Raw genomic sequence first — 13,298 nt, forward strand, 5'->3', positions numbered from 1 at the left:
GCGGGAATGACAGATTTTATTTGTACTTCATAACTCTGACAAGTTCTCTATCCTTGGGCAAACAATAAAAATCCCACACCATGAATATGCTGATGGTGTGGGGATATGGATGTCGTTGCAATTGAGTTTTAAACTTTACCAAACCGGCGATCCCGCTTTTGATAAGCCAACAATGCCTGATGAAACTCTTGGCGATTAAAATCTGGCCAAAGAGTATTAGTAACATACAATTCAGCATAAGCAACTTGCCAGAGGAGAAAATTGCTCAGACGCATTTCCCCACTGGTTCTAATCAACAAATCGGGATCCGCCTGTTCAGCGGTATAGAGATGACGAGCAAACATAGACTCGTCAATTTGTTCGGGAGTAATCAGACCTTGCTGTACTTTTTCGGCGATCGCCCGACAAGCGTGGACAATTTCTTGACGGGCGCCGTAATTCGTCGCTACAGTAAACTCAATCCCCTGATTATTTCGGGTTTCGGTCATCGAGCGAGAAATCTCCGCTTGCAGTGACTCTGGCAGCGCTTGTAAATTCCCCACAAAGCGAATCTTGACATTTTCTGCCATCATTTCTTGGAGTTCTTGCCGCAATACCCGCTCAAACAGAGTCATCAAAAAATTGACTTCATCCAGAGGGCGGCCCCAATTCTCGCTAGAAAAGGCATAAGCCGTCAACGCGCAAATTCCCCAATCCTTGCAGCAGCGCAGCAGGTCTTTTAGTGAGTCAACTCCCCGCCGATGTCCCATAATTCTGGGCAGTCCTTGCCGTTTTGCCCAACGACCATTTCCATCCATAATCACTGCGACATGTTTGGGCAATCGCGCCGAATCTAGATCAGCGGGTAACTGTTGCAGTGTCGTTTGCTTAACAATCATTTTTTCTCTCGAGAGGAAGCCGATGATGGAAGACGGAGTAAACGCACGGCTAGTGCGACTCCAGAGGATCCTAACTTACGCGTAATTTGCCGCAAGTCAGGGGCAACTACTTCACGATCCGCCGATTGGGAAAATCGAGCTTCTAGTAGTTCTTTGAGTTTACTACTGGTTAACGGTCGATTCAGTGTACCCCGTTCAGCCAAAGAAATAGAGCCTGTTTCTTCAGATACAACCACACAGATGCAATTTTCGACTCGCTCAGTAATTCCCATTGCCGCACGATGCCTGGTTCCCAGTTGCCGGGAGGCTTTCCGGTCTGACAAAGGCAGAATTACTCCCGCTGCCATAATTCGGGCTTCGCGAATCAATACTGCGCCATCGTGTAGTAGGGTTGATGTCTGAAACAGAGTTTGCAATAGTTCTTTAGAAACTTCTGCATTCAATTTCACACCGGGGACAGAAAAATCTCGCTCATCAATCGGCTCACTGGTTTCTAGAATCATTAATGCTCCCGTGCGGTTTTGCGAGAGTTCTTTAACCGCTTCGACTATTTGATCGATGACGCTATCGGATTTGGGAATCGCTTTGCGCGATGATTGAAATAATTGGAGCAGTTCTCCTTTGCCTAGTTGCTCTAGTAATCGGCGAAATTCCGATTGCAATAGCACGGCCATGGCTACGGCAGATCCAATCACCAAATTATTTAACACAAAACTCAGCAGCCTGAGCTCTAATTTGGTGCTGACTGCCGCTGCTACCATGAGCAGTATAAACCCCCGCACCATCCACAGGGTTCGCCGTTCACCGATGATGATCAACACCATATAAGTGAGTATCACTACGAGCAATATGTCGATGGGGTCTTTGAGCCATTGCTGCCAAATTTCGGCAAGCTGAAGCGCCAAGGACTGAGTCCAAGTCGGATTGATTAGCAATTGTTTCCATGTATATCCCATTGGCTCAGGATTGACCTTGCGCTTAAAGAAGTTTTTTGATTAGAAACGGTGCGGATGCGTGGCTGACGCGGCTCCCGATCTTTTATACTGCATCTGAGTCCGTTAGACCTGTGGAATCGTCAGTCTTTCGGGCAGGCGATCGTGTTGAATCAGATCGTCATAAGTTTCTCGTTGCAGAATCAGATTCGCTTCCCCTTGGCAGACTAAGACCGCTGCCGGTCGCGGCTGCCGATTATAGTTAGAGGCCATACTGCAATTGTAGGCGCCCGTGGCCATGACGATGAGAATGTCGCCGGTTTCTAGCTTGGGCAGTTGGGCGTCTTTGATTAAAATATCCCCAGATTCGCAGTGTTTTCCGGCAATGGTGATGGTTTCGGTATGTTCGGCAGACATCCGATTGGCGATCGCTGCCCGATAGACGGATTGGTAGGTAATGGGTCGGGGATTATCGGACATTCCGCCATCGACGGAGACATAAGTGCGAATGCCGGGAATTTCTTTTTTGGCACCCACGGTGTAAGCGGTGATACAGCTTGAGCCAATCAGCGATCGCCCTGGTTCGCACAAGAGTTTTGGTAAGTGTACCCCACGAGACTGACAAGCAGCAGCGATCGCTTGACTCACCACTTTCACCCACTCAGAGATACTCGGTGGATCGTCCGCTTCTGTATAACGAATCCCTAAGCCACCGCCCACATTTAACTCGCTGACGGGCAGTCCATATTCTGCGGCTTTTTCCAGCCATTCTACCAACACCCCTGCCAAATCCTGATGGGGGTTTAATTCAAAAATTTGTGAGCCGATATGAGCGTGTAAGCCAATACAATTTAAACTGGGTTGCTGGCGAACAAAGGCAAACACTTGATCCACTTGTTCCGGATCAAAGCCAAATTTACTATCTAAATGGCCGGTGCGGATATACTCGTGGGTGTGGCATTCGATCCCAGGGGTTAAGCGCAACATGATTCGCACTGGGTGAGAAGAATATTCCGCAATGGCTGCCAAGGTTTCCAACTCTAACCAGTTGTCTACCACAATGGTGCAACCGGAACCGACCGCTAGTTTTAATTCGGTTTCTGATTTGTTGTTCCCGTGGAAATAAATTTTTTCCGGGCTGACGTTGGCACAAAGGGCGGTGTAGAGTTCGCAACCTGTGACTACATCAATGCCTAAGCCTTCGGAAGCCGCGATCGCGCATATTGCGAGGCAGTTCCAGGCTTTAGAAGCATACAACACCAGAGTTTTGCCGGGATAATATTCTTCAAAGGCTTGACGATACTGTCTGCAAGCGGTTCTCAGAGTTGCTTCATCCACAATATAAAGCGGTGAACCATATTGCTGTACCAAAGTCACCACATCACAACCACCAATTTCTAGGCGATCGGCGCTGTTGACCTTTGCGGTCAAAGGCAGCAACTCTTGATTCGGTGAGCGCAATTCAGGGTTAATCCCGGAAGCGTGTAAGTATTGACGGCCAGATTTTTCGGCAACGCGAGGAGGAGTAGATACCATAATTTAATCAATCGATCCTAAGTTTAGAGCGTTTGGGTGAGGAGTTCTCGTTTTCCAGTGTACAATTTGCCATTGTGATTTCTCTGTTTTAATTTTGTAGTTTTTGTGACTTTTTTCAGAATTGATCCCCTGACCCCAGAATTTCTGACTGCCGTAGCCGAATTGGACAAGTCTTGTTTCGGTGGGATTTGGAGTTTGGACAACTATCGCCAGGAAATGGAAAGTCCCAACAGTGATTTACTGGTAGTTTCCGTGACTCCCGCCCCGTCCGCCGCCGATCGCCCCTCCCGAACCTCATCTCCACCCATACTTGTTGGGGTGGGCTGTTTGTGGTCAATTTTAGAGGAAGCGCATATTACCCTATTGGCGATCGCGCCTAATTATCAAGGTCAAGGGTTGGGTCAAGCTATGCTCTACCAATTACTCTTTTGTGCGTGGCAACGGCAACTAGAATGGGCCACCCTGGAGGTGCGGGTTTCTAACACACCAGCCATTTCTCTTTACAAAAAATTCGGCTTTCAGGATGTCGGTCGCCGCCGTCGCTATTATCAAGATACGGGAGAAGATGCCCTGATTCTGTGGCGCTATGGGTTACATCACCCTGGGTTTAAGAATTGGTTGGCGGAATGGAAACCCCAAATCTGCGATCGCCTCACCCGGTCAGGCTTTCGTATCTAAGCTTATTTGTTGTTTGTTGTTGGCTATTTGTTGTTGGTTATTGGTTATTTGTTGTCTGTTGTTTGCCAAGAACAGTGAACCGTCAACAAAGAACAAATAACAGTAAACAGCCCACTATAAATAGTTAATTAGTAAATTAATATTAATAAAATCTGTATATTTACTTACTGCCATGATAAACAGTGGTAAGATTATATCAAATACATGATTCAGACCGATAGGCCAAGCGCGAATAAGTGCTGCCTTTGCCATAACCCGCCAGAGCATAAATTCTCTGGCTAATAGCTCAAGTCAGTTAAAACTGACTAGCCAAATCTCTAAATAATATCACCATGAATATCCCAGTGAGAAAAACTCGGAATTTTTCGACCGATTAGACTCTTAGGACTGACTTTTTGGGATGATGTTTGGGATGATGTTTGGGATGATGTTTGGGATGATTTTTGGGATGATTTTTGGGATGATTTTCAATATTTTGGGATGACTTTCAATATGTAGAGGCAAGGCATTTAGAGGCAAGGCATGAATTGCCGATCGCTGATATGGCGGCGATGCTTAAATCCTGACCTGGCACTGCGCTTGAAAAGGGCTGATTCGGCACCGAGAATGATAAGTCTCGTGAGGTTTTTTATGAATAAAATCACACTTTTTGGGATGCCCGCAGAAAAAGGTCGTTGGCTACTAATTCCCCTCGGCCTGACCGTTTACCTCTGTTTGGGTACAGTCTATTCTTGGAGTATTTTTAGGAAACCTTTAGAAGATTTCCTCAACATTGGCGCTACGCAAAGTTTACTGCCGTTTACGGTGCTCTTGGTGGTCTTTGCTATGCTGATGCCGATTACAGGTTTTTACATTGATAAAATCGGCGTGCGCCAAATTACGGCCATTGGTGGAGTCGTGATGGGACTGGGTTATATTCTGTCTAGCTTTGCCTCAAATTTGCCCATTTTGGTGGTGACTTATGGGGCGATCGCAGGGGCTGGAGTTGGCATTGCTTACGGAGTGCCGATCGCCGTGGTAGCGAAATGGTTTCCCGATCGCAAAGGACTCGCAGTAGGTTTAACGGTAATTGGCTTTGGTTTGTCGCCATTAGTGACTGCACCGTTAGCCCGCATTGCGATCGCTGCTTATGGACTAATGCCCACTTTTGCCATTTTGGGTGTTGCCTTTACCGCGATGATTTTAGCCATTTCCACCCAATTAAAAATACCGCCTAAAGGATGGCAACCTGCCGGTTGGCAACCGAATATTGTTCAAAACCCCGCCTTGATCGCCCAAGAAAGAGATCGTTTGCTGCGATCGCCGGAATTTTACGGCCTCTGGTTGTGCTATATCATTGGCACTTTTGTCGGACTCTCTGCGATTGGCATTTCCAGTCCCGTTGCCCAAGAAATTATTAAACTTGACTCAGGGTTAGCGGCAATGGCGGTTTCCTTGTTTGCCGTGTTTAATGGTGTAGGTCGTCCCCTGTTTGGTTGGTTAACTGACCGGATTCATCCCCAAAACGCAGCGATCGCCTCTTATGTGCTGATTTTGATTGCTTCGATTATGATGATCAATGCCACTGAAGGTCAGACAATCACCTATTTAATTGCCTTTTCCTTATTCTGGTTATCCCTAGGCGGCTGGTTAGCGATCGCCCCCACCGCCACCTTAAGCTTATTTAAACCAGAAAATTACGCCAAAAACTACGGAATTGTCTTCACTGCTTACGGGGTTGGCGCATTATTAGGCACCTTGGTTGCCGGACAAATCCGAGATATTTTTGGCACCTATACTTATGCCTTCTATGCCACTGCCGCATTAGCGATCGTTGGCATCATCATCGCCGAATTCATGCTGAAAAAACATCATCCGAAACCGACTAAACCGGCTACCGTATAATAAAATTCAACAATTTCAGCAATCATCATGTTTGGGTCTAAATCCCTTGATTAAAACAATTAAATAAACCCTTGTCGGGATTTATGTTGATTTAGGCGCGTTCTCTCATTCGCCCTTACATGAACATAAATCCCAATCGGGTATAAAATTAATATTGACATCCAATTTACAGCGGTTTTCAGACTAATGAACCACGGTATGGCCCGCGCATTCCGGTAGAGGCCCTTACAATATTGTAAGGGCGAATGCGCTCGTCGCCCCTACTGCCGGAATGCGCGGGCTACTACAGATAGTTCTGGTTTACTCGCGGAGAAAATTGCTGTAATCATCATCGAGGAGCGCATAAACATGAAATACTTATTATTAATGGGCTTAATGGTTTTTTTTCTCCTAGTTTCTTTAACCCCATTATTAGGATATACTGACAAAAAATGGGTTTTACCATTCATGTGGGGATTATTTGGTTTATTTACAGTAATTGGCTGGTTACTATTTATCTTTATTGGTGCATTTGATTTTTAAAGTTTTTGAGTTTTATAGGACTTATAGGACTTATTTGTTATTGGTTATTTGCCAATAATACCCAATAACAAATAACAAATAAATAGGAATAAAAACTATGAATAAACAACGAAAATGGCTTGATGCGATCGCGCCTTTTTTCCCCAATTTAATATCGCTGTTTTTATCATCAAACACCCTTAACGCCCAAATCATTCCTGACAGTACCCTGCCCAACAACTCAGTAGTCAATATTGACGGACAACAACAACAAATCACTGGGGGTACGGAAGCAGGAAATAACTTATTTCACAGTTTTGCCCAGTTTAATGTCCTAACTGGAGAAACTGCCCATTTTCAGAACCCTGTCGCCATTCAAAATATCATCACCCGTGTCACCGGGGGGCAAATCAGTAATATTGACGGATTAATTCAAGCCAATGGTAACGCTAATCTATTTTTAATCAATCCCAGTGGCATCATATTTAGTCCCAATGCCCAATTAAACATTGGCGGCTCATTTTTAGGCACAACCGCAGACAGCTTATTATTTCCTAATGGAATAGAATTTAATGCTAATATAGGAGCAAATGTAGGAGCGGTTCGCGAAGCGCCCCTACTATCAATTAATCTTCCCATAGGCTTGCAATTTGGCACAAATCCTGGGGTCATTAGAGTAGAAGGAATAGGTCATAGTCTCAAGACCAACAATCCCATATTTTCACCACTTCTAGGACCTGGTGAAAGTGCCACAGGTTTGCGCGTCCCATCTCATGAAACCCTCGCTCTCGTCGGTGGTGACATATTTATAGAAGGAGGAATTCTCACCGCACCAGGTGGAAGAATTGAATTAGGGGCAGTGGGGCAAGGAAGTGTCATCCTGAATGCCACATCATCCGGCTGGACTTTGGACTATCAGGGACTATCTAATGTTGCTAATTTTAAAGATATTCAACTCTCTCAAAGAGCCCTCGCTGATGTCAGTGGCACTGAAAGTAGTTCCCTACAAGTGCAAGGACGTAACCTGGTGATAAGTGATGGTTCTTTATTGCTGATGCAAAACCAAGGAACAGAAAACGATGGGGATTTGCGGATTAATACTACTGAGTCTATAGAAATTCGAGGCTTTATCCCCGATGGAAGTATCAGCAGTGGACTACGCAGTGAAACCCTGGGCGATGGAAACGGTGGAAATATTGTAATTTCAACGGCAAAATTACTCCTGGACGATAGCGGAATTATTGACAATAGAACCTTCGGTCAAGGGTCAGGGGGAAATATTCAAGTTGATGCCTCTGAGTCCATCGAAGCCATTGGTTTGACTTCCATACAGCTTGGTCAAAGTGGTCTACTTACGGCGAATTATAGTTCTGGACAAAGTGGCAATATTACGGTGTCCACCCAAAATTTGACCCTTAGAGATGGAGCCATATTGGTTTCTGGAGTTTTTGGGAGTGCCCTGGGAGGAGAAGTAATCGTCAATGCCACTGATTCTGTAAAACTGATTGGAACCCACCCAACATTCGGGAATAGAAGCATTATCGGAACTAATGTGTTGGGTTCGGGAAATGCTAACAGAGTTACAGTTAATACGGCTCACTTATTCATTGAAAATGGCGGATCTGTTTCTACCAGTACCTTAGCATCAGGCCATGCCGGAGACTTGACAATTAATGCGACCGAATCTATAGAAGTCAATGGCACATATGATAATAATCATAAAAGTGCGATCGCATCCAGGAATTATATCTCACCCCCACTAATCAGACAGTTCAGATTACCTGAGATGCCTTCTGGAGATGCGGGGACGATCGCCATTAATACCCCGGTACTAAAAATCGCCGATCAAGGTGAAATCTCAGTTGTCAATCAGGGTACAGGAAATCCGGGGCAAATCCTGATCAATGCCGATACAATCATGTTGAATTCTCAAGGCAGTATCTCCGCGCTCACTAGAGAAGGATCCGGAGGAAATATTACCCTGAATACTCGCAACCTGGAAGTAAATAATAGTACCATTAATGCCTCTACTTCTAGCTCTGGAAATGGTGGTGATATTAACATTAATGCCAGTGAATCTGTAGAAGTTATTGGCACTGGATATGAGAACTTACAAGAAGGGATTATCACTCCGGCTGTGAATAGAAGCCTGACTTTAGCAAATTTTACCACGGGAATTTTCACCGTAAGCGAAGGGTCAGGAAACTCCGGAAATATTCTCATAGCAACCCCCAATTTTAGTGCCAGGAATGGGGGACTGGTGGCGACGACGACTTTAGGCGCCGGACAAGGGGGAGAAATTATCATTAATGCGGGAAATATTCTCACTATTGATAATTCTCTTTTGGCCACAGGCACGTTTACTAATGCCAATTCAGGAGATATTCATCTCACCAGTCAGCAAATGATTGCCCAAGGCGCTGCCCAAGCATTAACTTCGACTTTTGGATCCGGAAAAGCTGGGAATTTAACGGTGAATGTTTCTGAATCTATTGATTTAATTGACCCCAGTAATTAAAGCCTTTTCTTGGCCACGGGTTTATTAGCTTCGTCTGCGGAAAATGCGGCGGGACAAGGAGGAAATATTACGGTAAAAACTGGCAGATTTAATATTAGCGATGGGGCCGCTGTCACTGTCAGTGGCTCAGGAATTGGTAATGCGGGAAATATATTTCTTGAGGCAGTTTTTCTATTTTTAGAACAAGGGATAATTAGCGCGACCAGTGCAGCGGGAGAAGGGGGAAATACTACCCTAAAAATTGGTGACATTTTACAGTTAAGAAATCGTAGTGCAATTTCTACTCGTGCCGGAACCGAAGCCAGTGGCGGTGGTAATGGCGGAAATATCAGAATCGATACACCTTTTTTAATTGCATTTCCCTCAGAAAATAGCGATATCACCGCCAATGCTTTTGCGGGAAAAGGCGGGAATATTAATATTAACAGTAGTGGGATTTATGGTTTAGTTGAACGCCAGCAACTCACCCCCCGCAGCGATATTAGCGCTAGTTCTCAGTTTGGGTTGGATGGCAACATATCTATTAATACAGAAATTGATGCTACGGCTGGTTTAGTAGAGTTATCTACTGAGGCAGTTGATCCAAATTCGCTGATTTCTCAAGCCTGTGCGGACTATCAAGGGAGTTCATTTACTGTCAGCGGACGGGGTGGTTTACCCTCAGACCCGACTCAACTTTTGGAAAGTTTACACCCGTGGCAAGATGTGCGATTTTTATCTCAAGATTTGTCAATTTTATTGCCTATTTTAACGTTAAAATTTGGCATAAAAAAACAAAATTTATTGACCAATACAAGGGCAAATAATTCAGTTGTTGAGGCTACCGGATGGGTGATAAATCAGCGAGGTAACATAGAATTATTTGGCGATATTCCTGATGGCAAAAATCACGTTTTTTTTGAAAACAAACAATGTTATGCTCCGGTTCAATAAAAATAGACTATTGTTAATTTTTGGTGGTTGAAGGTTGAGGCTTCAAGGTTTACTGGTTTGTTGTTTCAGAGAATCAGTACCCTTTTCAAGGGATATTTACGATCGCCAATGCGATCGCACAAATTCTCTATAACCAGCGATCGCATTGCGATGCTACTGTACATAGGCATGAAATTTAACCGAAGTAACTGCGGGAGAAGATATACAAGAATCAAATATTTTCATAAAAAACCGGGTTTCTATTTTACAGCAATTTTCTATTGAATAAACCACAAACACCTGTAGTGGCCCGCGCATTCCGTAGGGGCGAATGCGCTCGTCGCCCCTACTACCGGAAAGATCACGCCCTTGCCGTATTCTATTAAAATGAAAAGCGCTGTAAGAAAGGGTTTTTCGCCAAGGTTAACTCAAGAAACCCGGTTGATTTTCAGGATATCAAAGTTATCTTCTTTTCGCCACCAAGAAACCGGGTTTCGCTATCCGCTGCCCACCACTATCCGAAAATAAAATAGTCAGCTTATCCGCTGCCAACCGCTATCCGCTGCCAGCTATCCCAGAAACCGGGTTTCTGTTCGGGATATCAAAGTTATCTGTTTATTGCCACCAAGAAACCCGGTTTCTTGCGGGGGTACAGAAACCGGGTTTCTGTTCGAGATATCAAAGTTATCTATTTTTTGCCAACAAGAAACCCGGTTTCTTCTGTCAACCGATATCCCCTATTTAAAACTCTATTCCCCCAAATTCTTCAGCCGCCAACTCTGATAAAATTTTTGCCTCATCCTCGTCATCAGTAGGCATAAAATTATTAGCCGATTCCGCGAAGCGGATCCCTTGCGGGGATCGCCCATTTTCTGTCCAAGATAACGGTTGCGGCATTGCGGCTGTTTCTACAACCTCTTCGGCAATATCAGAAAAATCCTCGACTTCTAATGATATGTCGTTCATCGGCTCCGAAGATTGCTCTATTCTATCCCGATAAAAACTATCTGAATCCTCGAAATCCGTGACCACGGTTCCGCCAAACATATCCGCTAGTTTTTGGGCAGCCGCGATCGCCTCTGACTCGTCCACATAAACTTTTGTCGTTTGCTGCGGTCGAGAAACTTGATAATTCGCGCTTGTATTAACCGTGGCGATCGCAACAGCGGTGCGGAGCACTATCGCCCCTGCCCCTGGTTTTGCCACTGCAACCGACTGGGTTAACGGCACATTTCCTTGACCATTAGCAACCGTTACTGTTTGCACAGGTGGCGTAGTTTGAGTTGGCCTTTGCGCGGGCAAACTTTGACGCACTTCTGACACAGGCGCCGGTTGTGGGGTCGGAGGTGTCGCTGCCGGTGTCGCTGCCGGTGGCTGAACCGGGGCAGTGGGCAACGACCTTTGTGGTTGACTGGTTGCCGGTGCTGGGGTCGCGCTGTCTCCAGAGACTTCGAGACGAACTTGGATCGCCCTTCCCAGGACTTTAGCAAAAGCGTCTTTAATTTGTGGCAATTTCGGTTCAGCCGCAATTTTAATCAGGTTTTGCGATCGAAAACCCAATCTAACTTCATGTTCTTGAACCGAAATCAAGGTTCCCTGTTGTTTTAATAGGGCTTGGCTGGGCAAAGGAAGATGGGCAAGTACCTGTTGCCATAAAGACTGCAAATCATTCAAGTCAGCCGGACTATTGGGCACTTGTGCTGCCTGGGTTTCTGGGTTTGGCAGATGCCCCGAAGCGGATCCCGAAGCTTGCTCCCTCTTCGGCGGGGGGGAATCGCTTTGTGGGGCTGGAGTTGCCGCCACCGCAGGGGTTTGACCGTAAGACCGCTCCCCAGCTTGGGGTTGACTGACTGGGGTTGCCGGAGTTGGAGTTGCCGCAACGGGCTGATAGCTAGGCTGTGTTCCCGGTTGCGGGGAAACCGCCCGTGGACTGGGACTTGCGACAACTTGCTGCGTCACATTCAAAGCAGAAGGCAGCAATCCTAATAAAGCCACTTCCAACCACAAACGGGGCTGCGTAGTATTTTTAATTTGCGCTTCGCAAGCCCGCAAATGTTGCTGACCTTGTAATATTTTCCCCACATCTTGAGTTTGGGCAAATTGACGTAATTCTGCCCAAGTTGCCGGGGTAATCGCTACCAAATCCGCGCGATCGCCCGCAGTTTTCGCAATCAATAAATCCCGGTAAAAACTGGTCAGGTTTTGCAACACCACCAAAGGTTCTCGACCCCGATCCATAATTGCCCGCACCCGGTCAAGAACCGCCTCTGGATTATCCGCAGCGATCGCCTGCAACAACTGCATCAAATCTTGCTCTGGAACAGCCCCAACCAAATTCCAAACTTGCGCGATCGTCACCTCACCGGGCAACAAACTAAGCTGATCCAGCATACTTTCCGCATCACGCAATCCTCCCTGAGAAATTTGCGCCACAGTCAGCAATGCTTCTGGGGTAATATTAATATTTTCTTTCCCCGCAATATCCTGTAAATGCTGCACCATTGCATCCAAAGGAATGCGCCGAAAATCAAAGCGCTGACACCGAGAAATAATCGTCGGCAAAACTCGTTGTGGGTCTGTCGTTGCCAACACAAAAACCACATGACTGGGCGGTTCTTCCAAAGTTTTTAACAATGCATTAAAAGAAGAAGCACTCAAAGAATGGCATTCATCAATAATATAAACTTTGTGGCGACATTGTACCGGGGCAAATTGCGCTCGCTCAATCAACTCGCGAATATTATCAACTCCCGTATTACTTGCCGCATCAATTTCAATCACATCCAGAGATGAACCATTAGTAATACTGCGACAAACTTCGCAAATCCCACAAGGTTGATCCGTCGGACTATTACCCTTAAGACAGTTCAGAGATTTCGCTAAAATTCGCGCACTAGAAGTTTTGCCGGTGCCTCTTGGCCCCGCAAACAAATAAGCTGGAGCGATTTTATTCAATTGCAGCGCATTGCTCAAGGTGGTGGCGATCGCCTCTTGACCAACTAAATCGGCAAAAGTTTGTGGACGATACTTATGATGTAGTGGCTCGTAAGACATAATTAGCTCAAAGAAGGCGAAAACAACCGGGAAATCTATATATAGATCGATATGGAGAACGGGGAACGAGGAGCAGAGGAGATGAGGGGCAGAGGAGAGAGAAGAGGGAAAAGGGAAGAGAGAGTTTTCATTAGCATCATTAGCATCTATGCATCCTCTTTGCTCTTTCCTCTTTTCTCTTTTCTCTTTTCTCTTTTCTCTTTCCTGTTGCAATAGTGCCTCTTGCCTGTTCAGCGACTTAATATTGCGCTAATCAATGATATAATTAAACTGCGCTGTCAATAATCCATGCAATTTTTTAGTAAAAATTAATGCTCTCTCACGTTTAGATCGGGGTAGATCAACGATATTAAGGTTAAACGAACCGGAAGCGCATCCGCGCCTCTTCGCGAATGAACAGTAAAC

Annotated in this window: 8 protein-coding genes; 4 read left to right on the forward strand and 4 right to left on the reverse strand. The window is 45.5% G+C overall.

Annotated features, from left to right (window positions below):
• Positions 1-128: 128 nt before the first annotated feature.
• The 3 genes from ABWT76_RS04305 to lysA form a co-directional block, all read right to left on the reverse strand.
• Complete coding sequence (locus ABWT76_RS04305; protein WP_054467716.1) at positions 129-878, reverse strand: isoprenyl transferase; 750 nt, start codon at positions 876-878, stop codon at positions 129-131.
• A complete protein-coding gene (cdaA, locus tag ABWT76_RS04310; RefSeq protein ID WP_054467718.1) occupies positions 875-1,834 on the reverse strand; it encodes a diadenylate cyclase CdaA in 960 nt (319 codons plus the stop codon). The genes ABWT76_RS04305 and cdaA overlap by 4 nt, the downstream gene beginning before the upstream one ends.
• Before the next feature lie 102 nt (positions 1,835-1,936).
• Positions 1,937-3,346, reverse strand: coding sequence for a diaminopimelate decarboxylase (lysA, locus tag ABWT76_RS04315; RefSeq protein WP_054467719.1), 1,410 nt, complete (start codon positions 3,344-3,346; stop codon positions 1,937-1,939).
• 105 nt (positions 3,347-3,451) lie between these two features.
• On the opposite strand from lysA, the gene rimI reads away from it, so the two are divergent.
• The 4 genes from rimI (at position 3,452) to ABWT76_RS04335 (ending at position 9,860) form a co-directional block, all read left to right on the forward strand.
• Positions 3,452-4,024, forward strand: a complete 573-nt coding sequence (gene rimI, locus ABWT76_RS04320; RefSeq protein ID WP_054467721.1) for a ribosomal protein S18-alanine N-acetyltransferase — start codon at positions 3,452-3,454, stop codon at positions 4,022-4,024.
• Positions 4,025-4,654: 630 nt separating this feature from the next.
• Positions 4,655-5,908: an OFA family MFS transporter gene (locus ABWT76_RS04325; RefSeq protein WP_054467724.1), complete on the forward strand. Its 1,254-nt coding sequence runs from the start codon at positions 4,655-4,657 to the stop codon at positions 5,906-5,908.
• A gap of 619 nt (positions 5,909-6,527) precedes the next feature.
• Entirely contained in the window at positions 6,528-8,927 is a 2,400-nt protein-coding gene (locus ABWT76_RS04330) for a filamentous hemagglutinin N-terminal domain-containing protein (RefSeq protein WP_354635695.1), read from the forward strand.
• Positions 8,928-8,936: 9 nt separating this feature from the next.
• Entirely contained in the window at positions 8,937-9,860 is a 924-nt protein-coding gene (locus ABWT76_RS04335) for an S-layer family protein (RefSeq protein ID WP_354635696.1), read from the forward strand.
• A 720-nt stretch (positions 9,861-10,580) separates the two neighbouring features.
• Here ABWT76_RS04335 and ABWT76_RS04340 read toward each other — a convergent pair.
• Positions 10,581-12,893 carry a DNA polymerase III subunit gamma/tau gene (locus ABWT76_RS04340; protein ID WP_354635697.1) on the reverse strand — a complete coding sequence of 771 codons (2,313 nt, stop codon included), beginning with the start codon at positions 12,891-12,893 and terminating at the stop codon, positions 10,581-10,583.
• Between the last annotated feature and the right edge of the window lie 405 nt (positions 12,894-13,298).

This window comes from Planktothricoides raciborskii GIHE-MW2 (assembly GCF_040564635.1).
GTDB classification, from domain to species: domain Bacteria; phylum Cyanobacteriota; class Cyanobacteriia; order Cyanobacteriales; family Laspinemataceae; genus Planktothricoides; species Planktothricoides raciborskii.